General features: G+C 65.1%; 20 protein-coding genes, 2 tRNA genes and 3 rRNA genes. 12 read left to right on the plus strand and 13 right to left on the minus strand.

Annotated features, from left to right (window positions below; genetic code table 11):
• The first annotated feature begins 32 nt into the window (after positions 1–32).
• Positions 33–755 carry a winged helix-turn-helix domain-containing protein gene (locus tag GOY17_RS17745; RefSeq protein ID WP_157031359.1) on the plus strand — a complete coding sequence of 241 codons (723 nt, stop codon included), beginning with the start codon at positions 33–35 and terminating at the stop codon, positions 753–755.
• Positions 756–813: 58 nt separating this feature from the next.
• Here GOY17_RS17745 and GOY17_RS17750 read toward each other — a convergent pair whose 3' ends face one another.
• Positions 814–2,160: an OmpP1/FadL family transporter gene (locus GOY17_RS17750; protein ID WP_157031360.1), complete on the minus strand. Its 1,347-nt coding sequence runs from the start codon at positions 2,158–2,160 to the stop codon at positions 814–816.
• A 246-nt stretch (positions 2,161–2,406) separates the two neighbouring features.
• Between GOY17_RS17750 and GOY17_RS17755 the strand changes: the two genes are divergently transcribed.
• The 3 genes from GOY17_RS17755 (at position 2,407) to GOY17_RS17765 (ending at position 4,083) form a co-directional block, all read left to right on the plus strand.
• Positions 2,407–3,099 (plus strand): rhomboid family intramembrane serine protease, encoded by a 693-nt coding sequence (locus tag GOY17_RS17755; protein ID WP_115842054.1) that lies wholly within the window; start codon positions 2,407–2,409, stop codon positions 3,097–3,099.
• 82 nt (positions 3,100–3,181) lie between these two features.
• Positions 3,182–3,502 (plus strand): DUF1820 family protein, encoded by a 321-nt coding sequence (locus GOY17_RS17760; protein WP_157031361.1) that lies wholly within the window; start codon positions 3,182–3,184, stop codon positions 3,500–3,502.
• 8 nt (positions 3,503–3,510) lie between these two features.
• The gene (locus GOY17_RS17765) at positions 3,511–4,083 is read left to right on the plus strand and encodes a hypothetical protein (protein WP_157031362.1); all 573 of its coding nucleotides are present in this window, start codon (positions 3,511–3,513) and stop codon (positions 4,081–4,083) included.
• 13 nt (positions 4,084–4,096) lie between these two features.
• On the opposite strand, the gene GOY17_RS17770 is transcribed toward GOY17_RS17765, so the two are convergent.
• The 3 genes from GOY17_RS17770 to gpmI all read right to left on the minus strand — a co-directional run bounded on the left by GOY17_RS17770 (position 4,097) and on the right by gpmI (position 8,332).
• Positions 4,097–5,431 carry a S41 family peptidase gene (locus GOY17_RS17770; protein WP_157031363.1) on the minus strand — a complete coding sequence of 445 codons (1,335 nt, stop codon included), beginning with the start codon at positions 5,429–5,431 and terminating at the stop codon, positions 4,097–4,099.
• A gap of 134 nt (positions 5,432–5,565) precedes the next feature.
• Positions 5,566–6,804, minus strand: a complete 1,239-nt coding sequence (locus GOY17_RS17775) for a murein hydrolase activator EnvC family protein (RefSeq protein WP_157031364.1) — start codon at positions 6,802–6,804, stop codon at positions 5,566–5,568.
• Positions 6,805–6,808: 4 nt separating this feature from the next.
• Entirely contained in the window at positions 6,809–8,332 is a 1,524-nt protein-coding gene (gpmI, locus tag GOY17_RS17780; protein WP_157031797.1) for a 2,3-bisphosphoglycerate-independent phosphoglycerate mutase, read from the minus strand.
• A gap of 165 nt (positions 8,333–8,497) precedes the next feature.
• Between gpmI and GOY17_RS17785 the strand changes: the two genes are divergently transcribed.
• From GOY17_RS17785 to GOY17_RS17800, 4 genes are all read left to right on the plus strand, one after another.
• Complete coding sequence (locus GOY17_RS17785; RefSeq protein ID WP_157031365.1) at positions 8,498–9,160, plus strand: DUF4097 family beta strand repeat-containing protein; 663 nt, start codon at positions 8,498–8,500, stop codon at positions 9,158–9,160.
• 424 nt (positions 9,161–9,584) lie between these two features.
• Positions 9,585–11,342, plus strand: a complete 1,758-nt coding sequence (locus GOY17_RS17790) for a M28 family metallopeptidase (protein ID WP_157031366.1) — start codon at positions 9,585–9,587, stop codon at positions 11,340–11,342.
• 92 nt (positions 11,343–11,434) lie between these two features.
• Positions 11,435–11,833, plus strand: a complete 399-nt coding sequence (locus GOY17_RS17795) for an MAPEG family protein (protein WP_115842062.1) — start codon at positions 11,435–11,437, stop codon at positions 11,831–11,833.
• Positions 11,834–11,861: 28 nt separating this feature from the next.
• Complete coding sequence (locus GOY17_RS17800) at positions 11,862–12,590, plus strand: 2OG-Fe dioxygenase family protein (protein ID WP_157031798.1); 729 nt, start codon at positions 11,862–11,864, stop codon at positions 12,588–12,590.
• 276 nt (positions 12,591–12,866) lie between these two features.
• Here GOY17_RS17800 and rrf read toward each other — a convergent pair.
• From rrf to tyrS, 6 genes are all read right to left on the minus strand, one after another.
• A 5S ribosomal RNA gene (gene rrf / locus GOY17_RS17805) occupies positions 12,867–12,981 on the minus strand.
• 160 nt (positions 12,982–13,141) lie between these two features.
• Positions 13,142–16,005, minus strand: a 23S ribosomal RNA gene (locus GOY17_RS17810).
• A gap of 233 nt (positions 16,006–16,238) precedes the next feature.
• Positions 16,239–16,315, minus strand: a tRNA-Ile gene (locus GOY17_RS17815).
• Between the two features lie 21 nt (positions 16,316–16,336).
• Positions 16,337–16,412 (minus strand) — tRNA-Ala (locus GOY17_RS17820).
• A gap of 109 nt (positions 16,413–16,521) precedes the next feature.
• Positions 16,522–18,066 (minus strand): 16S ribosomal RNA (locus tag GOY17_RS17825).
• Together the 16S, 23S and 5S rRNA genes with 2 tRNA genes alongside form the textbook arrangement of a ribosomal RNA operon.
• Before the next feature lie 560 nt (positions 18,067–18,626).
• The gene (gene tyrS / locus GOY17_RS17830; protein ID WP_232338479.1) at positions 18,627–19,853 is read right to left on the minus strand and encodes a tyrosine--tRNA ligase; all 1,227 of its coding nucleotides are present in this window, start codon (positions 19,851–19,853) and stop codon (positions 18,627–18,629) included.
• 192 nt (positions 19,854–20,045) lie between these two features.
• On the opposite strand from tyrS, the gene GOY17_RS17835 reads away from it, so the two are divergent.
• Both GOY17_RS17835 and GOY17_RS17840 read left to right on the plus strand, forming a co-directional pair.
• Positions 20,046–21,488: a M23 family metallopeptidase gene (locus GOY17_RS17835; RefSeq protein ID WP_157031368.1), complete on the plus strand. Its 1,443-nt coding sequence runs from the start codon at positions 20,046–20,048 to the stop codon at positions 21,486–21,488.
• A gap of 1 nt (position 21,489) precedes the next feature.
• Positions 21,490–22,659 (plus strand): anhydro-N-acetylmuramic acid kinase, encoded by a 1,170-nt coding sequence (locus GOY17_RS17840; RefSeq protein ID WP_157031369.1) that lies wholly within the window; start codon positions 21,490–21,492, stop codon positions 22,657–22,659.
• A gap of 28 nt (positions 22,660–22,687) precedes the next feature.
• Here the strand turns inward: GOY17_RS17840 and GOY17_RS17845 are convergent, their stop codons facing one another.
• From GOY17_RS17845 to GOY17_RS17855, 3 genes are read right to left on the minus strand one after another with little or no spacing between them, the layout of a single operon-like run.
• The gene (locus GOY17_RS17845) at positions 22,688–23,023 is read right to left on the minus strand and encodes a hypothetical protein (RefSeq protein ID WP_198173739.1); all 336 of its coding nucleotides are present in this window, start codon (positions 23,021–23,023) and stop codon (positions 22,688–22,690) included.
• 28 nt (positions 23,024–23,051) lie between these two features.
• Positions 23,052–24,443 (minus strand): AmpG family muropeptide MFS transporter, encoded by a 1,392-nt coding sequence (locus tag GOY17_RS17850; RefSeq protein WP_157031370.1) that lies wholly within the window; start codon positions 24,441–24,443, stop codon positions 23,052–23,054.
• Positions 24,433–25,206, minus strand: a complete 774-nt coding sequence (locus GOY17_RS17855) for an exodeoxyribonuclease III (RefSeq protein WP_157031371.1) — start codon at positions 25,204–25,206, stop codon at positions 24,433–24,435. Before GOY17_RS17855 ends, GOY17_RS17850 begins: the two co-directional genes overlap by 11 nt.
• A gap of 116 nt (positions 25,207–25,322) precedes the next feature.
• On the opposite strand from GOY17_RS17855, the gene GOY17_RS17860 reads away from it, so the two are divergent.
• Together GOY17_RS17860 and pyrE are read left to right on the plus strand one after the other, a co-directional pair.
• Entirely contained in the window at positions 25,323–25,844 is a 522-nt protein-coding gene (locus GOY17_RS17860; protein ID WP_157031372.1) for a GNAT family N-acetyltransferase, read from the plus strand.
• Positions 25,841–26,506: an orotate phosphoribosyltransferase gene (gene pyrE / locus GOY17_RS17865; RefSeq protein ID WP_157031373.1), complete on the plus strand. Its 666-nt coding sequence runs from the start codon at positions 25,841–25,843 to the stop codon at positions 26,504–26,506. Before GOY17_RS17860 ends, pyrE begins: the two co-directional genes overlap by 4 nt.
• Positions 26,507–26,533: the final 27 nt, after the last annotated feature.

Below are 26,533 nucleotides of genomic sequence, written 5' to 3' on the forward strand. Positions count from 1 at the left end.
CGCGCATCGGTGCATGTACAGGACACCGGCGCATGCGACGCACGAGGTATCGCTTCCAGGAGTTCGAGATCGATCCGCCGTCGCGCGACCTCCTCCGCGATGGCGAGCGCGTGGCGCTGCCGCCGAAATCTTTCGATTGCCTCGCCTACCTCGTCATGCATCGCGACCGCGCGGTGGGTCGCGACGAACTGATCGCGGCCGTGTGGGGGCGCGTCGAAGTCACCGACATGGTCGTCGCGCAAACGATGCTGCGCGCCCGCAAGGCGTTGGGCGATTCGGGAGCATTGCAGCGCGCGATCCGGACCGTGCCGCGCTTCGGTTACCAGTGGATCGCGCCCGTACTGGAATTGGGTTCGGCGAGCGCATCTCCCACGCCCGCCCAGGTGCATGCGACGCCGGCTTCGGGAGGGACTCGTCAGCGTCGACGCAGATGGCTCGGATGGTCGGGCGCACTGATGCTGGCGGGTGCGGCGGCGTTTTCGGGATGGCTGTTCGCGCGCGCTGCACCGCGGCCACCACAGGGTGCGTCCGCGCAACGCGACACGAACCCGCTGCAAAGCCGCGCGGGTGTGCAGTGCTCCGCCGTCGCGCGGGACGCACCGCGTTGCGATGAAGACGCATACATGCGCACCGCATCGCAGGAGCGCAAGCCGGCGTCCTGCTCGATAGCGACGTCGCGCTCCGAGCCGATCGGCTGCCTGGCCTCGCCGGCGAAGGTGGCACCCACGGCGCTGCGCACGAACCGCTTCGAATGAAGCACAAAAGAAAAGCCCCGCCGAAGCGGGGCCTTTCGATGCAGCATGACGCGTTGGATCAGAACTTGTACTGCGCCGAGACGCCGTACAGGTTGGCCGCGCCGTCGAACGGACCGACCAGCGTCGAACCACCCGAGGTGATGTCGATCTTCGGCGAGTTCGGCTCGATGCGGGTGTAGCCGAAGTTCACTTCCAGCGCCTGCGTGGCGGCCCAGCTGGCGCCCAGCGAGTACCACATTCGGTTCGCGTCCGGCAGGCGCGGCGTGCGGGTTTCGATGTGCGTCGGGGTTTCGTCGTACGCGACACCGCCGCGCAGCGTCCACGATTCGTTGAGCTTGTACTCGGCGCCGAGCGAGGCGAACGTCGTGTCCTTCCAGTTGAACGGCTCGACCGAATCCGGATCCGGGTTCGCGAACTCGATGCGCACTTCGCGCAGCGATTCCCAGCCGGTCTCGGCGTACGAGGCCATCATCGAGAAGCTGTCGGTGAAGTCGTAACGCAGGTCGACGTTCAGCACCGACGGCGTGGTCAGCTTGGCCAGCGCGGCGCCGTCCTGGAACAGCGGACGCGTGGTCGGGCTGGCGGCGAACACCGCGGCGACGTTGCCCGGCACGGTCCAGTCGGCGGTGCCTTCCAGTTCGTAGTCGATCTCGGAGCGGTAGCTCACGCCGATGGCCAGCTTGTCGGTCGGCTTGAGGTTGGCGCCCACGGTCCAGCCGAAGCCGGTGTCGTCGCCCTGGATCTCGGCGAAGCCGTCAGCGGCCTGCGGACGCGCGAACGGCAGCGGGCGGGTGGCCGTGTTGGCGAACAGCAGCGAGCCGAAGTCGACCGACTTCGACAGCGTCACGTCGGCGCGCGAGTAGATGATGCCCGCGCCGACCGAGAAGCGGTCCGGCACGATGTCCAGCGCGGCGGCCAGGGTCAGGTCGATGATCTCGACGTCCGAGGTGTGCGCGAAGTAGCGGCCCTGCCAGTTGTCGTCGTATTCGGTCTTCAGGCCGAACGGCGCGCTGACCATGGCGCCGAACGCCAGGCCGTTGTCGAGCTTGTGAATGACCGACAGGGCCGGCACGGCCGCGATGTCGCCGGCGTCGCCGCCGTTACCGCCGGTCAGCGGACGACCGAGCGCGTCGGTGCCGGTGCCCTTGAATTCGTAGCTGAGGTCGATCGCGGTGACGTCGACCTGCATCGTGGTGCCGCTGAAACGCGCCATCGTGGCCGGGTTGTTGGCGACGACCGAGGAGTCGGTCTCGTTGACGCCGGCACCAGCGAACGCCGCGCCCATGGACTTGACGCTGTTTTCCTTCAGCTGGAAACCCGAAGCCTGTGCCTGGCCAACGGCCAGCGCGCCGGCGATGCCGAAGGCGAGCGCCGACAGCTGGATGAAACGAGAAGCGTGTTGCATGCGTGTAGTCTCCAATGGAGTATTTTTTCGTCTTCTTCAGGCCGCGCCATCGACATGGCGACCCGGCCGGTCCGGTCGGTCGCCACAAATCGCCGGAAACCCCTCCCGACGTACGACGCCGTATGCACTATAACCCGGCTTTTAACCCGAGGCTAACAATAGCGGCATGCCCGTCCGCACTTGTAAAACAGGCTTTTTCTCGCGTCCCGGCGGTCTTCGGATGCTGAATGGGGGAGGCCCGTTCCGGTGTTCGTGACGATCCCCGGCCGGGAGCGCATCCCGCTGCGCTGGGCCACGCCCGTCCTCTTCAGCCTGCTGTGGCTGAGCTTCATCACCGTCGAGCTGATGCCCGGCGCGGAACAGCGCCGGCTGCTGATGGAATGGGGTGCGCTTTCGGGCGGCCTGGCCTCGCCGGAGGCCTGGTGGCAGTCGATCCGCACCGGCAGCCTGTGGCGGCTGGTCACCGCGCTGTTCCTGCACGCCGACTGGGCGCACCTGCTCGGCAACCTCGTGTTCCTGCTGATCTTCGGGCTGCCGGCAGAACGCGCGATGGGCCCGTGGCGGCTGCTGGTGCTGTTCCTGCTCGGCGGCGCGGTCGCGAACCTGGCCGCGGTGATCGCCATCGGCACGCCGGACCGGCTGATCATCGGCGCGAGCGGCGCGGTGTCGGCGCTGATCGGCGCGTATCTGGCGCTGTTTCCTGCCGCGAAGCTCGGCGTCGTGGTGCCGCTGGGATTGTTCCTGCAGTTCGTGAAGGTGCCCGCGCCGCTGCTGATCGGCGTGTGGGCGCTGCTGCAACTCGTCTTCACCTTCATCGGCCCGGCGTTCGGCGCGGTGGCCTGGTCGGCGCACCTCGCCGGCTTTGCCTTCGGTGGCGTCTTCGCGCTGATCGCCCGCGCCGGCATCGCGCGGCGCATGCGGCGTCGGCGCGGGCTCTGAGGCGGGACTGGAGCGGCTTGATTGACGCGGCGCGCGACCCCATCGTCAGCGTGCAACCCGCTCCGCCATCGCGAAATCCGACATGTCCAAGCCGCTCTACAAGGTGACCTTCCTCAACGCCGGCAAGGTGTACGAGGTCTATGCACGCAACGTCGCCTCGGGCGCGCTGTGGGGTTTCACCGAAGTGAGCGAACTGGTGTTCGACGTGCACGACGGCGTGGTGATCGATCCCACCGAAGAACGCCTGCGCGACGAGTTCGGCAACACGCGCGCGCTGCACCTGCCGATGCACAGCATCGTGCGCATCGAGGAAGTGGAGCGCAAAGGGCAGTCGGCAATCCGCGACGCGACCACGGGCGAGAAGGTCGTCACGCCGTTCCCGCTGCCGGGCAAGCCGCGCTGAGGCGAGCGATGCGGACGATCTTGCGCGCCTGTGTTCTCGCGGCATCGATCGCATCCATCGCGGCCTGCCAGCGCGCGCCCGAGTCGGCCAGGAGTGAGCCGGCGGTTGCTGCTTCGACGACGCCTGCGACGAATTCGACACACGCGACGAACGCGACATCCAATGCCTTCGACGTCGAGATCACGCTGACGCCCGCCGCGCGTGAACGCCTCGTATCGCAGCACGAATCGCTGATCGTCAGCGCCGATTACTTCGGTGACCCGAGCGCCCAGGCGCAGGCGGAGCACGTGCAGGGCAGCGAAAACCCCTGGCTGACGCTGCATCGCACGCAGGTCGAACTCGAAGGCGCACGACTGGACGGCACGCCCGTCGCGCATTTCCCGGCGGTCTCGCTCGATGCGAAACAGCTCGCGTGGACCGACGCGCCCGACGCTCCGCAGGTCAACATCAACGTCTATTCGGGCCGGCGTTCGTCGCCCGACAATCTGCTCGATTGCACGATGTTCCAGGACACGCTGGCGGTCGCCTCGCGTGCACCGATCCGGCTGGCGTGCGGGTTGATTGGCGAAGCGCCGCGCTGACGCGGCGCGCGCCTCAGTTCTTCTTCGGCGCGGGCGTAGCCGCGCTCGCCACCGGCTTCTTGAGTTCCACCAGCGCAGCAGCGATCGGCGCATCGCCGTCGAGCACGTCGCCGGCGTTCTGGCCGGGCTGGCCTTCCTCGCCGTCCTTCTCGCCGTCGCCGCGCAGGTGGCCCGGCAGGCTGGCTTCGCTGAAGTTGCGGATGCTCTTGTCGGCGTCCTTGCCCGGCTGCAGCACGACGTCGGGCGAAATGCCCAGCGCCTGGATCGACTTCCCGCTGGGCGTGTAATAGCGCGCGGTGGTGAGCTTCACCGAGTCGCCGTTGTCCAGCGGCAGCACGGTCTGCACCGAGCCCTTGCCGAAGGTGCGGCTGCCGACGATGCGCGCGCGGTTGTTGTCGCGCAGCGCGCCGGCGAGGACTTCCGCCGCGCTCGCAGAACCCGCGTCGACCAGCACCACGACCGGCGCGCCGTCGAGGCGATCGCCTGGCGTCGCGCCGAACTCGGCGTCGCTGATCGCGATGCGGCCGCGCGTGGAAACGATCTTGCCTTCGTTGAGCAGGTCGTCCGCGATCTGCACCGCCGAGGTCAACAGGCCGCCCGGATTGCTGCGCAGGTCGATGACCAGGCCGCGCAGCTTGCCGCCGCCCTGCGCCTTGAGCTTCTCGAGCTGGCTTTCGAAATCCGCCGCGGTGTCGGCCTGGAACGCGCTGATGCGCACGTAGCCATAGCCCGGTTCGAGCATGCGGCTCTTCACGCTCGCCACGCGGATGGTTTCGCGCGTCAGGGTGACATCGAAAGGCTTGTCCTTGCCTTCGCGCACGATCGTCAGCGTGACCTTGCTGCCCGGCGCGCCGCGCAGCGGGCCGGACTGGTCGCCTTCGTCGGGCTTGAAGGGTTTGCCGTCGATGGCGGTGATGACATCGCCCGCCTTGACGCCTGCGCGCGCGGCCGGTGTGTCGTCGATCGGCGCGATCACGCGCAGCGAGCCGTCGGGCTGGCGCATCAGTTCCACGCCGACGCCGTCGTAGGCGCCGCGCGATTGTTCGTCGAAGCTCTCGGCGTCTTCCTTGTCGAGGTAGACGCTGTGCGGGTCCAGGTCGAACAGCAGGCCGCGGATCGCCGAATGCATCAGCTTCTGATCCGCCACCGGTTCGACGTAGGCCTGCTTGACCGCGTTGTAGACCGAGACGTAGCGGCGGATTTCGTCCAGCGGCACCTTGGCCTCGGCCGTTTCCCCGTCGGGCGACTCGATCGGCGCGTCGGCAGGCGGCGCGTCGGCCTCCTGCGCGGCGGCCGGCAGGGCGACGAAGGCGGCCAGGGCGAACGGGGCGAGGCGACGCAGGGACATTCGGCAACTCCGGGGTGGTGCGTGAGGCGAAGCGGGCGGCCTTCCGCCCGGCGTGCCGTGATTATGGGCACGGCGGGGGAGCGCAATGGAAGGCTTTCGTTAATCGTTCCCGCAACCGGATCGACCGTTCAGCGTCAACGCCGCAGCCACGTTCCGGGATTGACCGGAGCCCCATTTCGACGCAGCTCGAAGTACAGCGCCGCGCGGCCGTGGCCGCCAGAGGTGCCCACGGTGGCGACGGAATCGCCACGCTTCACCGCGTCGCCGACGTCCTTCAGCAGCGCGTCGTTGTGCGCATACAGGCTCATGTAGCCGTTGCCGTGGTCGACGATCAGCAGCAGTCCGTAGCCGGTCATCCATTCGGCGTAGACGACCGTCCCGTCGGCGACCGCCTTGACTGGCGTGCCGGCGGCGGCGGCGATCAGCAGGCCGTCGCTGTCGCGGCCGTCTGGCATGGTCGCGCCGAAGCCGGCGAGCAACGCACCGGACACCGGCCAGCCCAGGCCACCGACCTGCGGCGCCGGGGCGCTGGCGACGACGGCGGGCTTGCGGCGCGGCGGCGCATCCTTGCCGGCCGTGGCGGCTTCGCGTGCTTCGCGCGCGGCGCGTTCGGCGGCGGCGCGGCGTTGCGCTTCGGCCTTCGCGGCGGCGGCGCGCAGCTTCTTCAGCAGCTGCTCCAGGCCGGCCGCGTCGCGCCCGAGTTCGCGCTCGCGCGTGCTGCGGTCCTCGTAACGCTTGTCGAGCTGCGCGACCAGGCTCGCGCGTTCCTTGCGGGCGCTCTGCAGCTTGCCCAGCTGCGAACGCTGTTGTTCGCGCGTGCGATCCAGCTCGCTGCGACGCTGCACGATCGCCTGCTCCACCTCATCGAGTTCACGCAGCTGCGCGTCGAGTTCGGCGATGCGGCGCGTGCGATCGCGCTGCAGGTAACCGTAGTAGGCGAGCATGCGATTGCCGTCGGCGACGCGATCCTGCGCGAGCAGCAGCTTCAACGGGGCATCCTGACCCTGCAGGTACGCGGCGCGGAGCAGCTGCGCGAGCTCCTGCCGCTGCGTAGCCATGCGCTGCTGCAGTTGCGTGCGTTGCTCCTGCAGCGCGGCGAGCGAGGCCTGCTCCTTCGCCATGCGCGTTTCGATCTCGCGCAGACGGCGGTTCGATTCGCCGACCTTCTCGTCGGCCTCGCGCAACTGGCGCGACGCGCTGCCGCGCTGGCCTTCGATCTTGCGGCGTTCGGCGGCGACCGACTTCAGCTCGCGCTGGATCTTCTCCAGCTTGCGTTCGGCCTCGCGACTGTTCTGCGCGAACGCGGGCGTCGCCAGCACCAGGCTGGCGACGATGAGCATCGCGCACTTCACCGCAACGACGGCGCGCCGCATGCGGTCAGCCTGCGAGCAGGCTCGTTCCGCTCATCTCCGCCGGCTTCGGCAAACCGAGCAGGTCGAGGATGGTCGGCGCCACGTCGCGCAGCGCGCCGCCGGAGCGCAGCGTCGCCGCACGCGGGCCGAGGTACACGAACGGCACCGGGCCGACCGTGTGCGCGGTATGCGGCTGGCCCGTCGACGGGTCGCGCATCATTTCGAGGTTGCCGTGGTCGGCCGTGACCAGCAGCGCGCCGCCAGTGTCGCGCACGGCCTGCGCGATGGCGCCGATCGCGACGTCCACCGCTTCGGCCGCCTTCACAGCCGCGGCGATATTGCCCGTGTGGCCGACCATGTCGGGGTTGGCGATGTTGCAGATGGCGACGTCGATCTCGCCGGAGCGGATCGCGGCGGTGAGCTTCTCGGTGAGTTCGGGGCAGCTCATTTCCGGCTGCAGGTCGTAGGTCGCGACCTTCGGGCTCGGCACGAGGATGCGCGTTTCGCTGGCGTAGGGATCCTCGCGGCCGCCGCTGAAGAAGAACGTGACGTGCGCGTACTTCTCGGTTTCGGCGATGCGCAGCTGCGTCAGGCCGTTGTCGGCGAGCACCTCACCGAGCGTGTGGCGAAGATCGTCGGGGCCAAAGGCGACCGGCGCCGGCAGCTTCGCGTCGTATTCGGTCAGGCACACGAAACGCGACAGCTTCGGCCTGCGCGCGTCGAATCCGGCGAACGTCGGCGAGACGAACGCGGCGGTGATCTGCCGCGCGCGATCGGCGCGGAAGTTCATGAACACCACGGCATCGCCATCGGCCATCGGCAGCGAGCCTTCGATCACCGTCGGCGCGACGAACTCGTCGGTCTCGCCGCGCTCGTACGCCTGCAGCAGCGCTTCGATCGGACCGGTCGTGACGTGCTCGCTCTTCGCTTCGACGATCGCATCCCATGCGCGGCGCAGGCGATCCCAGCGCTGGTCGCGGTCCATTGCGTAGTACCGACCGCTGACGCTGGCCACGCGCGCGTTGCCGAGCTTGCGGCAGACGTCCTGCAGCTTGGCCAGGCTCGGTTCGGCGGACTTGGGCGGCATGTCGCGGCCGTCGAGGAACGCGTGCACGGCGACCTTCGACACGCCCGCCTCGCGCGCGAGTTCGAGCATCGCGAAGATGTGGTTCTCGTGGCTGTGCACGCCGCCGGGCGACAGCAGCCCCATGACGTGCAGCGTGCCGCCGTTGGACTGCGCGGCGGCGCACGCGGCGCGCAGTTCGTCGTTGCCGAAGAACGTGCCGTCCTCGATGGCGGCGTCGATGCGCGTGAGGTCCTGGTAGACGATGCGGCCGGCGCCGAGGTTCATGTGGCCGACCTCGGAATTGCCCATCTGCCCGTCCGGCAGGCCGACGTGGCGGCCTTCGGTGTGGATCAGCGTGTGCGGCGCCGAGGCGACCAGCGCGTCCCAGTTCGGAAGCCGGGCCTGGGCCAGCGCGTTGTCGGTCGGGTCGTCGCGATGCCCCCAGCCGTCGAGGATCAGCAGGACCACGGGTTTGGGGCGCATCGGGGAGGCTGGCACGTCGGGGGATTCCAGAGTGAAGGGCCAATGGTGACTTCGGGCACGGGTCCGCGCCGGCGATGGCTGCGATTGTAGCGAAGCGGTGTAAACCGATTCCGCCTTCAGCGCATCCGATGCATTGAAGCCCGTCCCAACACGGAAACCGAAACGATGCGAATCCGCTCCCTCTGCGTCCTGCCGCTCGCCCTGGCGCTGTCCGCGCCGGCGTTCGCCGCCCAGGACATCGATAAAGTCAACGGCAGCATCACCGTCGAAGCCGGCCAGACGGTCGGCGACCTGGAGACCGTCAACGGCTCCATCAAGATCGGCGCCGGCGCGCGCGCGGGCAAGGCCGAAACCGTCAACGGCAGCATCACCGTCGCCGAGAACGTCGAGGCCGAAGGACTGGAGACGGTAAACGGCTCCATCCGCGTGGCGGGCAACGGCAAGCTGTCCAGCAAGCTGGAAACCGTCAACGGCGGCATCTTCGTGGACCGCGGTGGCGACGTGCGCGGCGACATCGAAACGGTGAACGGCGCGATCGGCCTGGTCGACACCGACCTGTCCGGCGGCATCACCACGGTGAACGGCGACGTGACCGTCGGCGTGAATTCGCACGTGAAGGGCGGCATCCACTACACCAAGCCGAGCGGCTCGTGGTTCTCGTTCAACAAGCGCGACCCGAAGGTCATCATCGGGCCGAACGCGGTCGTCGAAGGCCCGCTGAACTTCGAGCGCAAGGTCGAGCTGTACGTACACAGCACGGCGAAGGTCGGCCAGATCAGCGGAGCGACGGCAGTGCGGTTCGACGGTGCGACCCCGCCGGGGCAGTAAGCAGCGCAGACCTCGTAAAGAACCCTCGTCGAGTTCCGAAGACTGGCGCGTCAGGCTCCGAGCCTGGCGCGCCAGTTTTTTTGCGTGGCGCGCGAGTGCCCCGGGCTGGCGCGCCAGTCCCGGAGGCCGGCGTTCTGGGCTTTTTCACTCGCGCGCCAGTTCCTGAGCCTCGCGTTCGAGCCGCAAAGACTGGAGCGTCAGCCGAAATTGCTGGCGATCGAGGCGGAATGACTCGCGCGCCAGCAGAAAAGACTGGCGATCCGCGCTCCGGGACTGGATCCGCGGCCCGGGGCGAGACGGTCCCGGCAAACTGCCGGACCATGCACGGTGACGGCGCGGCCGGCATGCCTAGAATGGGGTTCGCCTTCACGGCGGCCCCGCGCGGCGCGGGCTGCCGTGGGGCCTGGTCCATTCCGGAGGTCCCATGTCCCGAGTTTCCCTGCTCAGCACGGCGGTAGCCGGCATCGTCGGCGCGATCGCGCTTACGGCCTGCTCCAAGCCCGCCGACGCGCCCAGCACCGCCACCCCGCAGACGCCCGCGGCAGCGCCGGCGACGGCCGACAACCATTCCTTCAACGACGCGATCAACGCCGCCGATTTCGCCCAGCACGTGAAGGTGCTGGCGTCGGACGAGTTCGAGGGTCGCGCGCCCGGCAGCGCCGGCGAAGAGAAGACCGTCCAGTACCTGGAAGCGCAGTTCAAGCGCATGGGCCTGAAGCCCGGCAACGGCGACAGCTACTTCCAGACGGTGCCGATGGTGGAAACCACGGCGGACGAGTCGACCACGCTGACCATCGACGCCAAGGGCAAGCCGCGCACGCTGAAGTTCGGCGACGACATGGTCGTGGGAACGCGCACCGGCCGCGAGGACGTGAAGGTCGACGGCAGCCAACTCGTGTTCGTCGGCTACGGCGTCAACGCGCCCGAGCAGAACTGGAACGACTACGCCGGCGTCGACGTGAAGGGCAAGACGGTCGTCATGTTCGTCAACGATCCGGGCTTCCACAGCCAGGATCCGAAGCTCTTCGAAGGCAAGCGGATGACGTACTACGGCCGCTGGACGTACAAGTTCGAGGAAGCCGCCCGCCAGGGCGCCGCGGCGGCGATCATCATCCACGACACCGAGGGCGCGTCCTACGGCTGGGATGTGGTGAAGAACTCCTGGTCGGGCGCGCAGTTCGACCTGCCGGCGAAGGACGATCCGGAACCGCGCCTGCCGGTGCAGGGCTGGATCACCGGCGATGCCGCGCGCTCGCTGCTGGCCGACCTGGGCCAGAACCTCGACGAGCTCTACAAGGCCGCGAACAAGCCGGGCTTCAAGGCGATTCCGCTGGACGGAAAGCTGTCGGTCGACCTGAAGAGCAAGACCAGCGAGAAGTCGTCGCGCAACGTCGTCGCGCTGCTGCCGGGCGCCAAGCGTCCCGACGAAGCGATCGTCTACATGGCGCACTGGGATCACCTGGGCAACCACGCCCATGAAGCCGACGAGCACGGCGGTGCGAGCGCCGGCGAGCCGCACGCCGACACGATCTACAACGGCGCCATCGACAACGCGAGCGGCGTGGCGGGCATCCTCGAGATCGCCGAGGCCTTCAGCAAGCAGACGCCGCCGCCGGATCGCTCGCTGCTGTTCCTTGCCGTGACGCTGGAGGAATCGGGCCTGCTGGGCTCGAAGTACTACGTCGCGCATCCGACCATTCCGCTCAACAAGACCGTCGCCGTGATCAACCTCGATGCGATGCCGGTGATCGGCAAGGCGAAGGACATGACGGTCGTGGGCTTCGGCAGCTCGGAGCTGGAAGACCTGCTCAAGACGCAGGCCGAAAGCCAGCAGCGCGTGCTACACGCCGAGGCGACGCCGGAAGACGGCTTCTACTTCCGCTCCGATCACTTCAACTTCGCCAAGGCCGGCGTGCCGGCGCTGTACGCCAAGGGCGGCAGCGAGCTGCTCGAAGGTGGCGTCGATGCCGGTCGCAAGGCTGAATCCGACTATCGCGACAACCGCTACCATAAGCCGGGCGACCAGTTCGATCCGTCGTGGAAGATGGACGGCGTGGTGCAGGACCTGGAAGCGTTGTACGGCGTCGGCCGCACGCTGGCCGGCGACGAGCAGTGGCCGAACTGGTACGAAGGCAACGCCTTCCGCGGCGCGCACGACAAGCTGATGAAGTCGGCGAAGTAACGCTTCGATCGGTTCGACCGGCAACGGCGCCCATGCGGCGCCGTTGTCGTTTTCGGCTACGCTGGCGGCTCTCCTGGCCGCATGGAACTGCCATGACGCTCACCACCGCGTACGTCTGTGTCCTGATCGCCGCGTTGCTGCCGTACCTGTGGGTTGCCATTTCGAAGGCGAGCGGCGAGCGCTACGACAATCGCGATCCGCGACGCTGGCAGGAAAAGCAGCAGAGCCCGCGCGCGCAACGCGCGTACGCGGCGCAGCTCAACAGTTACGAGGCGTTCGCGCCATTTGCGGCCGGCGTGGTGCTGGCGCAGCTGGCCGGCGTCGCGCACTCGCAGATCGCGGCGCTGTCGCTGGCATTCGTCACGCTGCGCATCCTGCACGGCCTGGTGTACATCGCCGGCCGGCATTACCTGCGTTCGCTGATCTGGGCGCTGGGCCTGGCGTGCGTGGTCTGGCTGCTCGTGCAGGCAGCGCTGCACGTCGCGCCCTGATGGTTTCGGGAATGCCGGGTTGAACGCGATGCCTCACACGCTGCCGCCATCGGCCGTCCTGCAGGACGAACTTCGCAAGGGCGGCTTCCGTTTCGTCGGAGGCGACACGATGCGCGGCCTGCTGGAAACCTTCGGCCCGCTGTCAGACTGGAGCGAGTTTGCGGGCAGTTGGGACTCGCTGGAGCCGGATGCGTATCTCGCCAATGTAGGATTGCATCGACGTCGACGGCATGCGGTCTTTTCGGCGACCGGTGAAACGATCGCGCGCGAGCCGCATCAACCGCACTACCAAAGCCGCGACTACAACACGCTGCAAGGCGGCATTGAGCGCTGGTTCGCGCCGGTACTGCCCGAAGTCGCCGACAGCGCCAGCCTCCGCAGCATCCTGCACTTCTGCCGTTCATTCTTCGGCGGGCTCGCACCGGACGTCGCGAACTGGCACATCGAACTGCACCAGTTCCGTATCGAAGCACGCGCAGGCGAACCGGGGCAGCCGACGCCGGAGGGCGTCCATCGCGATGGCGTCGATTACGTCCTCGTGCTGCTGATCGATCGGATGAACATCGGCAGCGGAACCACCACGATCCACGCCTCCGACGGCACGCTACTGGGGAGCTTCACGCTCACCCACGCGCTCGATGCAGCGCTCGTCGACGACTCGCGCGTTTTCCACGGCGTTACGCCCGTGGAACCGGAAGATCCGGCGCAGGCGTCGCATCGGGATGTGCTGGTGGTGACGTTTCGGCGGCCCGTTTAGTCAGAAACGGGCGTACGCGGAATGCGAGGCGCTGGGTCGAACAAGCTTCTTTACTGACGGCGAAGCTGCGTGTGTCGAAGCGACGTATGTGCGCGGGATCGTGGGCTAATCCAATTCGCACCGGCGGCTGGCGATTACTGACCTCGCCAGGTTGTGGTTGCCTCACTCCACAAACGGCTCGCCTGTCCTGGAAGACCGGGCAATGCGGGTGTTCGCTTTCTTTATCGCGCAAAAGAAGAAGGCCGGTCCTGATGGACCGGCCTTCTGGGGTAAAGCCCCTGGCGATGACCTACTCTTGCATGGCTTGAGCCACACTACCATCGGCGCATGTGCGTTTCACTTCCGAGTTCGGAATGGGATCGGGTGGGACCACACAGCTATTGTCACCAGGGAGAGGGTGGAGGGTCGCAATGCTCGGTGTACTGAGTTGCGCGCACGCTCTCGTTGGTTTGCTTAGGACGGCAAGCCGTCTTCAGCGGATAGGTTGGGATAAGTAGCGAGTGAGCCGAACGTCACGACGTTGTCGTAAGTCCAAGGCCACTTGAGGTTATATGGTCAAGCCACACGGATCATTAGTACTGGTTAGCTCAATGCATTGCTGCACTTACACACCCAGCCTATCAACCACCTGGTCTTGATGGTTCCTTCAGGGGAGTCAAGCTCCCGGGAGATCTCATCTTGAGGCGCGCTTCCCGCTTAGATGCTTTCAGCGGTTATCGCTTCCGAACATAGCTACCCGGCAGTGCCACTGGCGTGACAACCGGAACACCAGAGGTTCGTCCACTCCGGTCCTCTCGTACTAGGAGCAGCCCCTCTCAAATCTCCAACGCCCACGACAGATAGGGACCGAACTGTCTCACGACGTTCTGAACCCAGCTCGCGTACCACTTTAAATGGCGAACAGCCATACCCTTGGGACCGACTACAGCCCCAGGATGTGATGAGCCGACATCGAGGTGCCAAACACCGCCGTCGATATGAACTCTTGGGCGGTATCAGCCTGTTATCCCCGGAGTACCTTTTATCCGTTGAGCGATGGCCCTTCCATACAGAACCACCGGATCACTAAGACCTACTTTCGTACCTGCTTGATCCGTCGATCTTGCAGTCAAGCACGCTTATGCCTTTGCACACAGTGCGCGATGTCCGACCGCGCTGAGCGTACCTTCGTGCTCCTCCGTTACACTTTGGGAGGAGACCGCCCCAGTCAAACTACCCACCATACACGGTCCCCGATCCGGATTACGGACCTAGGTTAGAACGTCAAGCACATCAGGGTGGTATTTCAAGGATGGCTCCACCGAAGCTAGCGCCTCGGTTTCATAGCCTCCCACCTATCCTACACAGACGAACTCAACGTTCAGTGTAAAGCTATAGTAAAGGTTCACGGGGTCTTTCCGTCTTGCCGCGGGAACGCTGCATCTTCACAGCGATTTCAATTTCACTGAGTCTCGGGTGGAGACAGCGCCGCTGTCGTTACGCCATTCGTGCAGGTCGGAACTTACCCGACAAGGAATTTCGCTACCTTAGGACCGTTATAGTTACGGCCGCCGTTTACCGGGGCTTCGATCAAGAGCTTCGCCTTGCGGCTGACCCCATCAATTAACCTTCCGGCACCGGGCAGGCGTCACACCCTATACGTCCACTTTCGTGTTTGCAGAGTGCTGTGTTTTTGATAAACAGTCGCAGCGGCCTGGTCACTGCGGCCCTTCTCAGCTATGAACCAAAAAGGGCGCACCTTCTCCCGAAGTTACGGTGCTATTTTGCCTAGTTCCTTCACCCGAGTTCTCTCAAGCGCCTGAGAATTCTCATCCTGCCCACCTGTGTCGGTTTACGGTACGGTCTGCGTAAGCTGAAGCTTAGGAGCTTTTCCTGGAAGCGTGATATCGGCAGCTTAGTCCTAAAGGACTCGTCCTTAGTCTCAACGTTGCCCCCCCGGATTTGCCTAAGGGGACCGCCTCAACTCTCTCACCGGGACAACCAACGCCCGGCCTGCCTAACCTTCTCCGTCCCTCCATCGCACTTACGCGAGGTGCTGGAATATTAACCAGCTTCCCATCGACTACGCATTTCTGCCTCGCCTTAGGGGCCGACTCACCCTGCGTCGATTAACGTTGCGCAAGGAAACCTTGGGCTTTCGGCGTGCGGGCTTTTCACCCGCATTATCGTTACTCATGTCAGCATTCGCACTTCCGATACCTCCAGCGGACTTCTCAATCCACCTTCATCGGCTTACGGAACGCTCCTCTACCGCGCACACAAAGTGTGCACCCCAAGCTTCGGTTCCGTGCTTAGCCCCGTTAAATCTTCCGCGCAGACCGACTCGACCAGTGAGCTATTACGCTTTCTTTAAAGGGTGGCTGCTTCTAAGCCAACCTCCTGGCTGTCTGTGCCTTTCCACATCGTTTTCCACTTAGCACGAAATTTGGGACCTTAGCTGTGGGTCTGGGTTGTTTCCCTTTTCACGACGGACGTTAGCACCCGCCGTGTGTCTCCCATGCAGTCTGTCCTGGTATTCGGAGTTTGCCATGGTTTGGTAAGTCGCAATGACCCCCTAGCCATAACAGTGCTCTACCCCCAGGAAGATTCACATGAGGCGCTACCTAAATAGCTTTCGAGGAGAACCAGCTATCTCCGGGTTCGATTAGCTTTTCACTCCTAATCACACCTCATCCCCTACCTTTGCAACGGGAGTGGGTTCGGGCCTCCAGTTGATGTTACTCAACCTTCACCCTGGGCATGACTAGATCACCCGGTTTCGGGTCTACTGCCCGCGACTATGCGCCCTTATCAGACTCGGTTTCCCTTCGCCTCCCCTATACGGTTAAGCTCGCCACGAACAGTAAGTCGCTGACCCATTATACAAAAGGTACGCCGTCACCCTTGCGGGCTCCGACTGCTTGTACGCACACGGTTTCAGGGTCTATTTCACTCCCCTCTCCGGGGTTCTTTTCGCCTTTCCCTCACGGTACTGGTTCACTATCGGTCGGTCAGGAGTATTTAGCCTTGGAGGATGGTCCCCCCATGTTCAGACAGGGTTTCTCGTGCCCCGCCTTACTCGATTTCATCGAAAGAGCTCTTTCGCATACCGGGCTGTCACCGTCTATGGCCAACCTTTCCAGGTTGTTTTGCTAGAACTCAATCAACTTAAGGGCTGGTCCCCGTTCGCTCGTCACTACTTAGGGAATCTCGGTTGATTTCTTTTCCTCCGGGTACTTAGATATTTCAGTTCTCCGGGTTTGCTTCCAGCAGCTATGTATTCACTGCAGGATACCTATTGCTAGGTGGGTTTCCCCATTCGGACATTGCGGGATCAATGCTTGTTGCCAGCTCCCCCGCACTTTTCGCAGGCTGCCACGTCCTTCATCGCCTCTGACCGCCAAGGCATCCACCGTGTGCGCTTATTCGCTTGACCATATAACCCCAAGTCGCCTCAGGGTCGTCTGTGTTCGGGGGTACAAAGCCCAAACGCGAATTCAACGACTCAATTATAAGGTGCCTTTCGGCACCCGCCTTAGCCTCACGACACGTCATGGACATTCGTCTCAAAACGCTCGCTACTTTCCCAGTTTTCAAAGAACGCGATCCGGCCTCAGCGCCGTACCGCTTCAATTCTTGATGTGTGCGCAATCTAGTTTCGTTCGGGAGTGGTGGGTCTGGGAGGACTCGAACCACCGGCCTCACCCTTATCAGGGGTGCGCTCTAACCACCTGAGCTACAGACCCAAAAGTCGTGCACGGCTGGTTTGGTGGAGCTTGTCGGGATCGAACCGACGACCCCCTGCTTGCAAAGCAGGTGCTCTCCCAGCTGAGCTAAAGCCCCTTGTTCAAACGAGGGACGCTCCCGCGGACTTCCCCCTTGGGAGGTCCCGGAACTAGATGCAGGTCACTTGTGCGGACGTCCGGCCAGCAATTTGCTGTCTTTAGTCTCTAAAGGAGGTGATCCAGCCGCACCTTCCGATACGGCTACCTTGTTACGACTTCACCCCAGTCATCGGCCACACCGTGGCAAGCGCCCCCCCGAAGGTTAAGCTACCTGCTTCTGGTGCAACAAACTCCCATGGTGTGACGGGCGGTGTGTACAAGGCCCGGGAACGTATTCACCGCAGCAATGCTGATCTGCGATTACTAGCGATTCCGACTTCATGGAGTCGAGTTGCAGACTCCAATCCGGACTGAGATAGGGTTTCTGGGATTGGCTTGCCCTCGCGGGTTTGCAGCCCTCTGTCCCTACCATTGTAGTACGTGTGTAGCCCTGGCCGTAAGGGCCATGATGACTTGACGTCATCCCCACCTTCCTCCGGTTTGTCACCGGCGGTCTCCTTAGAGTTCCCACCATTACGTGCTGGCAACTAAGGACAAGGGTTGCGCTCGTTGCGGGACTTAACCCAACATCTCACGACACGAGCTGACGACAGCCATGCAGCACCTGTGTCACGGTTCCCGAAGGCACCAATCCATCTCTGGAAAGTTCCGTGCATGTCAAGGCCAGGTAAGGTTCTTCGCGTTGCATCGAATTAAACCACATACTCCACCGCTTGTGCGGGCCCCCGTCAATTCCTTTGAGTTTCAGTCTTGCGACCGTACTTCCCAGGCGGCGAACTTAACGCGTTAGCTTCGATACTGAGGGCCAAGTTGCCCCCAACATCCAGTTCGCATCGTTTAGGGCGTGGACTACCAGGGTATCTAATCCTGTTTGCTCCCCACGCTTTCGTGCCTCAGTGTCAGTGCTGGTCCAGGGTGTCGCCTTCGCCACAGATGTTCCTCCCGATATCTACGCATTTCACTGCTACACCGGGAATTCCACACCCCTCTACCGCACTCTAGTAAGCCAGTTTCCAATGCAGTTCCCAGGTTGAGCCCAGGGCTTTCACATCAGACTTAACAAACCACCTACGCACGCTTTACGCCCAGTAATTCCGAGTAACGCTTGCACCCTTCGTATTACCGCGGCTGCTGGCACGAAGTTAGCCGGTGCTTATTCTTCCGGTACCGTCATAACACCCGAGTATTAATCGAGCGCTTTTCTTTCCGGACAAAAGTGCTTTACAACCCGAAGGCCTTCTTCACACACGCGGCATGGCTGGATCAGGCTTGCGCCCATTGTCCAATATTCCCCACTGCTGCCTCCCGTAGGAGTCTGGACCGTGTCTCAGTTCCAGTGTGGCTGATCATCCTCTCAGACCAGCTACGGATCGTCGCCTTGGTGGGCCTTTACCCCGCCAACTAGCTAATCCGGCATCGGCTCATCTATCTGCGTGAGGCCCGAAGGTCCCCCACTTTCTCCCGTAGGACGTATGCGGTATTAGCGTAAGTTTCCCTACGTTATCCCCCACAAATAGGCAGATTCCGATGCATTCCTCACCCGTCCGCCACTCGCCACCCAAGGAGCAAGCTCCTCTGTGCTGCCGTTCGACTTGCATGTGTTAGGCCTGCCGCCAGCGTTCACTCTGAGCCAGGATCAAACTCTTCACTTAAAATTGCAGAACCCGAAGGTTCAATATCTTGAGTGCAGAGCCCGTTCCAGGCATCAATTACTCGCTTGCATTTGCATGCTTTGAATCATTAATGCTTGTTACAGGACATCTGCTGATGGACAACCATCCACTAGCCAGACGCCCGCACAAGTCACCTGCGCACACTGTCAAAGATCTCGGGGCCGGCCTCAGCGCCTTTCCCTTGCCTCACCCCGCCGCACCGAAGTGCCCGAGGGAGCCGACTACTATACAGCGAATTTCGATTCCGTCAACACCGTGTCGAGATCTTTTTCGCTGCCCCCGCCTCCCGTTCAGCGCCTCGTTTCAAGGCCGTCCCGTCAGCAGGGCCGCGCATCTTACAGCACCTTCGAAGTTCGTCAACCGCCCTTCGAACAACGCCGCTTCAACCGCGTCCCGCGTCAGTGATTCACCTCGGCGGGGCGCGCATTGTGCACACGCACAATCGGAATTGGAAGAGGTTTACGAAGAAATTTTTTGAAGCTTCATGAACGCCGCGCACAACATCGATGCGCGCGTTCAATAACGCATGGAATAAGACGTCAGGCCGCGATCAGGCGAACGCGCGCGAACGTGCGCTTGCCCACCGCAAGCACGCCTTCGAAGCCCGGCACGAACACACGCTGCACGTCTTCGATGACTTCGCCGTCGAGTCGCACCGCACGTTCCTTCAGCTTGCGGTTCGCCTCTGAATTGCTGGGCGTCAGGCCCGCCGCCGTCAGCAACGCCGCGATGCGCACGCCTTCGGCGGGCACGGCGACGTCGTTGATGGGCAGCGACGCGATATCGCCCTCGCCGCGCACCGCGGCATTCCACCCGGCGATCGCCAGTTCCGCAGCCGATTCGCCGTGGAAACGCGCTGCAAGCTCGCGTGCCAGGCGCAGCTTCAGGTCGCGCGGATTGAGCTGTCCGCCCTCGATATCGCGCTTCAACTGCGCGGCCTCGGCGATGCCGATCTCGAAGCTGAGCAGGTCGATCCAGCGCCACATGAGCACGTCGTCGATCTTCATCGTCTTGGTGACCATGTCGATGGCCGGCTCGTTGATGCCGATGTAGTTGCCCAGCGACTTAGACATCTTGTTGACGCCGTCCAAGCCTTCGAGCAACGGCATCGTCAGCACGATCTGTGGCGGCTGGCCGTAATGCTCCTGCAGGCCGCGCCCCATGAGCAGGTTGAACTTCTGATCGGTACCGCCGAGTTCTACGTCGGCCTTCAACGCGACCGAGTCGTAACCCTGCACCAGCGGATACAGGAACTCATGGATGGCGATGGACTGCTGCGCCGCGTAGCGCTTGGCGAAATCGTCTCGTTCGAGCATGCGCGCGACGGTGTGCTGCGCGGCGAGCTTGATCATGTCGGCCGCGCCCATCTGGCCGAACCATTCGGAGTTGAAGCGCACTTCCGTGCGCTCCTTGTCCAGCACCTTGAAGACCTGGTCGGCGTAGGTCTGCGCGTTGGCGAGCACGTCTTCGCGGGTGAGCGGCTTGCGGGTGACGTTCTTGCCGGTCGGATCGCCGATCATTCCGGTGAAATCGCCAATCAGGAAGATCACCTGATGCCCCAGGTCCTGGAACTGGCGCATCTTGTTCAGCAGCACCGTGTGGCCCAGATGCAGGTCGGGCGCGGTCGGGTCGAAGCCGGCCTTGATCCGTAGGGGGCGACCGAGCTTGAGGCGGGCCTCCAGCTCCTCGCGCTTGAGGATCTCGTCGGCGCCGCGGCCGATCAGGTCGAGGGCATCTTGGACAGGGGCGGAAATCTGGGGGGACAAAGTGAGACTCGCTGGTGAATGGTGAACGCGCAATGCGATCACGATCATGGATTCGGGTTAAATCATGGTTAAACATAACCGCCGGGGCACGTGAAGAAAAACCCTATTCAGTTCAAGGGTTTGACGCACACTGCTCGCGCCTCTATGGTAACGCCGCTACATGGCCTTCACACCTGCGCGCGGGACACACACATGACGACTTCCGAGACCGGTACGGATCGGCGCCAACGACTCAAGGCGCTGCGTGAAGCCGCTCTACACCGTCCGGTCGCCGCAAGCCAGGTGTCCCGGGGTTTCAATGGCCGCTGGACGCGCCGCCACTGGGCGCACGCAAGCCTGTTCGCCACCCTTGGAGTGCTTGTTGCTGCGATCGTGCCCGGCTTTGGCCCCACTTCCAATGTGCCGGTGCCGGTCCATGCCCAGCGCAGCTCGCTGGCGCTGGCGCTGCCGCCGCTCCCGCTGTCGCGCCTGAAGGGGCACAGCGGCGACAGCTGGCAGATCGTGCGCGTGGAGCGCGGCCAGACGCTCGGCGCGGTCTTCGAGGACATGGACCTTCCGGCCTCGACGATGCACCAGATCCTGGAGGCCGTCCCGGGCGACAAGTCCGTCCTGACGCGCCTGAAGCCCGGCACCGAGCTCGCCTTCGACCTGCCGGTCAGCGGCGAACTGCGCACCTTCCGCTACGACCGCGACGACAGCCACCGCGTCGAGCTGGCGATCGCCGGCGACAAGGTCACCGAGAAGGTGACCGTCCGCCCGACCGAAACCCGCACCGTGGTGATCAGCGGCAAGGTCGGCAAGTCGCTGTTCCGTTCGGCCCGCAAGCTGGGCCTGTCGGGCAACAACATCAACACCCTGACCGACGACATCTTCAAGTACGACATCGACTTCAACGAAGACGTCGGCGCCGACGACCGCTTCAGCGTGGTGGTCGAGCAGACCTGGCGCGAAGGCGAACTGCTGCGCACCGGTCCGGTGCTGGCGGCGACCTTCACCACCGGCGGCAAGCTGCACACCGGTTTCCGCTTCGAGCGCGACGGCAAGGCCGAGTACTTCACCGGCGACGGCCGCCCGCTGAAGAAGAGCTTCATCCGCATGCCGATCCCGTACGCGCGCCTGACCTCGAACTTCGGCACGCGCAAGCACCCGGTGCTGGGCCGCACGCGCATGCACAAGGGCGTGGACTACGCGGCGCGCACCGGTACGCCCATCATGGCCGCCGGCGACGCGCGCGTCGTCTCGGCCGGCTGGCAGGGCGGCTACGGCAACGCCGTCGTGCTGGACCACGGCCGCGGCTACAGCACGCTGTACGGCCACATGTCGCGCATCGGCAAGATCCGCCCGGGCCAGCGCATCGCGCAGGGCACGGTGATCGGCTACGTCGGCAGCACCGGCATGTCGACCGGTCCGCACCTGCATTACGAATTCCGCGTCAACGGCGTGCACCGCAACCCGCTGTCGATCACCATGCCGCCGCCGGAGCCGCTGTCGGGCAACGCGCTGGCGCAGTTCCGCGCGCAGACGTCCGTCGCGCTGGCGCGGATCCAGAAGGTCGAGAACATCATCTACGCCGACGCGTCCGAGCCCTCGCCGGCCGCGCGCAAGCCGGCCAAGACCGCGAAGACCAAGGCCTGACGTGCCGGCTTCCGCGGCCGGGTCTTCGGGCCCGCCGGTCGACGGACTCTTCGTCGGCCTGATCTCCGGCACCAGCGCGGACGGCATCGACGCCGCGCTCGTCCGCTTCGAACGACACCCCGACGGCCGCGACGCCGTCGAACTGCTGCTGGGCCGCACTTACGCCTGGGACGACGCGCTGCGCGCGCGGCTGGTCGCGCTAGGCCAGGGGTCCGATGCGCAGTCGCTGGACGAACTGGGCACGCTGGATGTGCAGATCGCTGAGTCCTTCGCCGATGCCACGCAGCGCCTGCTCGCCGAAGCCGGCGTGCCGGCCGGCGACGTGCGCGCGATCGGCTCGCACGGCCAGACGGTTCGCCACCGCCCGGAGGGGGCGCGCTTCGACGGCCGCCACCCCTTTACCTGGCAGATGGGCGACGGCGGGCTGATCGCCGAACGCACCGGCATCGCGACGGCCTCCGATTTCCGCCGCCGCGACGTCGCCGCTGGCGGCCACGGCGCGCCGCTGCTGCCCGCACTGCACGCGGCGCTGTTGGCCGACGCGGACGAAGACCGCGCGGTGCTGAACCTCGGCGGCATCGCCAATTTCACCCTGCTGCCGGTCGACGGCCCCGTGCGCGGCTTCGATACCGGCCCGGCGAACTGCCTGCTCGACGCGTGGTGCCTGCGCCACACGGGCGCCGCGTACGACGCCGGTGGCGCCTTCGCGGCGCAAGGCGAACTCGATGCCGAGCTGCTGGCGCGCCTGCTGGATGAACCCTGGTTCATGCTGCCGCCGCCCAAAAGCACCGGCCGCGAGCAGTTCCACCTGCGCTGGGTCGAACGCCGCCTCGATGGCGACGAGTCGCCTGCCGACGTGCAGGCCACGCTGCTGGAACTGAGTGCCATCACCATCGCCGACGCGTTGCGCGCGCACCAGCCGACGACGCGTCGCGTGCTCGCCTGTGGCGGGGGCGTGCATAACCCGCGCCTGCTGGAGCGTATCGGCGCGCATCTGCCGGAGGCGGTTGTCGAATCCACCGCGCGTCATCGCGTGGATCCGGATTTCGTCGAGGCGATGGGGTTCGCATGGCTGGCGCGGCAGACGCTGTCGGGCCTGCCCGGCAACCTCGCCAGCGTGACCGGCGCGCGCGGCCCGCGCGTGCTCGGCGTGGTGCATCCGGCCACCTGAGGCGGGGCTTTCCGCGAATCCGCGGGAATCAGCCCTTCTGGGCGTAGGCCATCAGGTCGCGGTCGACGTCGGTCAAGCCGGCACTTTCGAGCGGGGCGACGCTGACGTCCGAAGGCCGCTCCATTCGGCCGATCTTCGAGAAACCCGGATCGCTCGGAATGTGCTCCAGCGCGGCGATGGCGGCCTGCAGCGCCATGGCATCGGAATCGGTGAAACGCGCGGCGAGCTCGGCCTCGCACGCGAACAGGCCGTGCTCGAGCAGGTGCATCAGCGCCTCCTGCAACGGCCAGCTGCGTGCCTGCGCGACGCGCTTGACGCGGTCCAGCAGCAGCGGGTCGATGTCGTGAAGGATGATGTCGGTCATTCGGATTTCCTTCCAGGCCGGTGCCTGGTCATTCCACCGCAGATGCGCGGGCGCCCGTGCGGCGAGCGGCCAGGACCAGGCACAGTAGCAGTGCGGGTATCCCGATCAAGGCCGTTCCGGCGAAGAATAGCGAATACGCCTCGAGCAAACTGCGGCCCACTTCCAGTTGTTCGATCGTCCAGCCGGACATTCCCTTCAGTACCTTGCCCGGCAGCGCGTAGAACGAGCTGAGCAGGGCGTACTGCGTGGCCGTGTAGCCGGCGCTGGTCAGGCTGGACATGTAGCCGATCAGCGCCACGCCGGCGAAGCCCGAGCAGAAGTTGTCGATCACCATCACCGCCGTGAAGACGCCGGCATCGGCGCCGTGCAGCGCCAGGTACGAGAAGGCCAGGTTCGATCCCGGACCGAGCACCGCGCCCGCCATCAGGGTCGTGAAGAAGCCGAAGCGCACCGCGCACAGGCCGGCGGCGGCAATGCCCAGCGTGGTCGCCAGCAGGCCGAAGCTGCCGCGGACGGCGCCGACGGTTTCCTTGTCCATTCCGAGATCGGCGTAAAAGGGATTTGCCATCGGACCGAGGACGAAGTCCGGCAGGCGATACAGGCTGATCGCCAGCAGCATCACCAGCGCCCACTTGCCGTGCTCGCGGAAGAACACGACGAACGGGGCAACGATCGCGTCGTAGATCCCTTGCGCCGACAGCATCGAGCCATGCGATGCGGCCGCAGCCTGCACGCTGGCGGCGGGCTCGCGCGCCAGGAAGGTGGCGAGGATGCCGACGCCCATCAGCGCCGCCATCACCTCGTACGACAGCGACCAGCCGATGTGCGCGGCGAAGATCAGGATCAGCGAGTCGGTGACCAGCAGCGCGCCACGGTATCCGAGCGCGGACGTCGCCGTCAGCAGGCCCTGCTGCTCGTTGCTGGAGGCGATCTCGATGCGCCAGGCGTCGATCACGATGTCCTGCGTCGCCGACGCGAAGGCCACCACCAGCGCCAGCACGCCGAATACCACCAGCTGGTCCAGCGTCTGGCCCCACAGCACCAGCTGGCCTTCCTGCGGCTGCACGTTCGCCATGCCGAACAGTGCGATCGCCACGATGACCTGCGACAACAACATCCAGCCGCGACGGCGCCCCAGCCACTTGCCGAGCACCGGCGCGTCGAGCTTGTCGATGAGTGGCGCCCACAGGAATTTCAGCGAATACGCGAGGCCGACCCACGAGAGGAAACCGATCGTCGACAGCTCGATCGCGTTCTCACGCATCCAGTAGCCGAGCGTGTTGCCGACCAGGTAGATCGGGATGCCCGAGCTGAAGCCCAGCAGCAGCATCACCAGCACTTTCGGCTCGCGCAGGTTCGCGGCGACCAGGCGCCAGCCCTTCAGTTTCGGCTCGGCAGCCGGCGCGGCTTCAGAGGTCATAGTCGACGCTGAAAGGCGCGTGGTCAGAGAAACGCGGCTCGCGCAGGATCGAACACGCCTTCAGCTTCGAGGCGAGCGATGGCGTGCACAGCTGGTAGTCGATGCGCCATCCGACGTTATTTGCGCGCGCGGCGCCGCGGTTGCTCCACCAGGTGTAGTCCTGGCCCTCGGCGTGCAGCGCGCGGTAGGCATCGACCCAGCCCGAGGTGTCCACGCACAGCCCGTTGAGCCACTCGCGCTCCGGCGGCAGGCAGCCGGAATTCTTCTGGTTGCTCGTCCAGTTCCTGATGTCGAGCTTCGAGCGCACGATGTTCCAGTCGCCGCACAGCACATAGTCGCGGCCGCTGGCGAGCCATTGATCGAGATGCGGCTTCAGCCATTCCATCACTTCGAACTTGAAGCCCTGCCGCAGCTCGCCCGACGAGCCCGACGGGATGTAGAACGACACCACGCTCAGGTTGCCGAAGCGCGCCTCGATGTAGCGGCCTTCGTCGTCGAACGGCGCCCAGCCCATGCTCGTGCGAACTTCATCGGGCTCGCGCCGGCTGTAGATCGCCACGCCGCTGTAGCCCTTCTTCGTGATCGCGTCCTTGAACCACGCGCGATACCGCTCGGGCAAGAACTGCGGGCCAGCGAGCTGGTGCTCCTGCGCCTTTGTTTCCTGAACGCACAACACGTCGGCGTCCTGCGTGCGGAACCAGTCGAAGAAGCCCTTGTTGGCGGCCGAACGCAGGCCGTTGGCGTTGAAGCTGATGATGCGCATGCGCACTCCACGACGATGTGCCGGCGATCATAGCCCCTCGCGCGTCAGCGTCGGCCCGGCGTGCGGTAACGCCGCGGCAGGGCGGTTCAAATGGCCCCGGGGCTATCATTCCCGCCATGTCCGCCGTCACCGCCAGCGTCCGCGTCGAACCGATCGTGGATCCCGACTCCGCCCCAGCGCGCGCCGTGCGTGCGCTGCGCGTGGCGCCGGACCAGTACCGGTACGTCGGCGACACGGCCTTCAATCTTGGCGACACGCTGCGCGACCCGATGAGCGAAGCGATGGCGGTGATCGCCGAAGACGCGATCGTCGGCTTCTACCGTCTCGATTTCGCGCCCAATGCGGTCGTCGGCCGTTCGCTCGGCATGCCGAGCGTCGGCCTGCGCGCGTTCGTGATCGATCACCGCCAGCAGGGCCGCGGCTACGGCCGAATGGCGATGAACGCCTGCTGCGACGACCTGCGCGCGCGCCATCCCGGCCGCGAGGTGCTGGTGCTCACGGTCAACTGCATCAACGCGCCGGCGATCTCGGTGTACCTGAAGTCCGGTTTCATCGACACCGGCGAGCTTTTCCACGGCGGCAGCGCCGGCCCGCAGCACGTGATGCTGCAGTTCCTCCATCCGCACACGACGACATGACCCAAGACCACCGCGCCCGTTTCCTCGACCTCGCCCTGCGCGCCGACGCCCTGCGCTTCGGCGCCTTCACGCTGAAGTCCGGGCGCCAAAGCCCGTACTTCTTCAACGCGGGACGCTTCGATTCCGGCGCCGCGCTGGCCGGGCTGGCCGCGTGCTACGCCGATGCGATCGATGCGCACGGCGTCGCGTTCGATCTTCTCTTCGGCCCGGCCTACAAGGGCATTCCGCTGGCGACCGCGCTGGCGTGCGAGTACGCACGTCGCGGCCGCGACCTGCCGGTGGCGTTCAACCGCAAGGAAGCCAAGACCCATGGCGAGGGCGGCAACCTGATCGGTGCACCGCTCCAGGGCCGCCGCGTGCTGATCGTCGATGACGTGATCACCGCCGGCACCGCGATCCGCGAGGCGCTCGGACTGATTCGTGACGCAGGTGGCGAAACCGCCGGCATTGTCATTGCACTCGATCGACAGGAGGCCATCGACCCGGCCAAAACCCGACGCTCAGCGGCACAATCGGTCGCGGCCGACCATGGCTTGCCGGTCATCGCGGTCGCAACGCTGTCCGACTTGCTGGACTTCGCCGGCGGCAACGCGGAGCTGGCGGCGCAACGCGAGCGCCTGCTGGCCTATCGGCAGGCCTACGGCAGCGACTCGGCCGGCTGATGCCGGGCACTGTCGTCCCGGCCGGTG

The organism is Lysobacter soli, from assembly GCF_009755585.1.
Classification (GTDB): Bacteria; Pseudomonadota; Gammaproteobacteria; order Xanthomonadales; family Xanthomonadaceae; genus Lysobacter_J; species Lysobacter_J soli.

What these genes read in the sequence shown, in the direction of transcription:
- GOY17_RS17855 (WP_157031371.1), bottom strand. Translation starts at nt 25,206, where the DNA reads ATGCGCATCATCAGCTTCAACGCCAACGGCCTGCGTTCGGCCGCCAAC.
- GOY17_RS17845 (WP_198173739.1), bottom strand. Translation starts at nt 23,023, where the DNA reads ATGACCGACATCATCCTTCACGACATCGACCCGCTGCTGCTGGACCGC.
- GOY17_RS17770 (WP_157031363.1), bottom strand. Translation starts at nt 5,431, where the DNA reads ATGTCCCTGCGTCGCCTCGCCCCGTTCGCCCTGGCCGCCTTCGTCGCC.
- GOY17_RS17790 (WP_157031366.1), top strand. Translation starts at nt 9,585, where the DNA reads ATGTCCCGAGTTTCCCTGCTCAGCACGGCGGTAGCCGGCATCGTCGGC.
- GOY17_RS17765 (WP_157031362.1), top strand. Translation starts at nt 3,511, where the DNA reads ATGCGGACGATCTTGCGCGCCTGTGTTCTCGCGGCATCGATCGCATCC.
- pyrE (WP_157031373.1), top strand. Translation starts at nt 25,841, where the DNA reads ATGACCCAAGACCACCGCGCCCGTTTCCTCGACCTCGCCCTGCGCGCC.
- GOY17_RS17835 (WP_157031368.1), top strand. Translation starts at nt 20,046, where the DNA reads ATGACGACTTCCGAGACCGGTACGGATCGGCGCCAACGACTCAAGGCG.
- GOY17_RS17750 (WP_157031360.1), bottom strand. Translation starts at nt 2,160, where the DNA reads ATGCAACACGCTTCTCGTTTCATCCAGCTGTCGGCGCTCGCCTTCGGC.
- GOY17_RS17850 (WP_157031370.1), bottom strand. Translation starts at nt 24,443, where the DNA reads ATGACCTCTGAAGCCGCGCCGGCTGCCGAGCCGAAACTGAAGGGCTGG.
- GOY17_RS17800 (WP_157031798.1), top strand. Translation starts at nt 11,862, where the DNA reads ATGCCTCACACGCTGCCGCCATCGGCCGTCCTGCAGGACGAACTTCGC.
- GOY17_RS17860 (WP_157031372.1), top strand. Translation starts at nt 25,323, where the DNA reads ATGTCCGCCGTCACCGCCAGCGTCCGCGTCGAACCGATCGTGGATCCC.
- GOY17_RS17745 (WP_157031359.1), top strand. Translation starts at nt 33, where the DNA reads ATGCGACGCACGAGGTATCGCTTCCAGGAGTTCGAGATCGATCCGCCG.
- GOY17_RS17795 (WP_115842062.1), top strand. Translation starts at nt 11,435, where the DNA reads ATGACGCTCACCACCGCGTACGTCTGTGTCCTGATCGCCGCGTTGCTG.
- gpmI (WP_157031797.1), bottom strand. Translation starts at nt 8,332, where the DNA reads ATGCGCCCCAAACCCGTGGTCCTGCTGATCCTCGACGGCTGGGGGCAT.
- GOY17_RS17760 (WP_157031361.1), top strand. Translation starts at nt 3,182, where the DNA reads ATGTCCAAGCCGCTCTACAAGGTGACCTTCCTCAACGCCGGCAAGGTG.
- GOY17_RS17785 (WP_157031365.1), top strand. Translation starts at nt 8,498, where the DNA reads ATGCGAATCCGCTCCCTCTGCGTCCTGCCGCTCGCCCTGGCGCTGTCC.
- GOY17_RS17775 (WP_157031364.1), bottom strand. Translation starts at nt 6,804, where the DNA reads ATGCGGCGCGCCGTCGTTGCGGTGAAGTGCGCGATGCTCATCGTCGCC.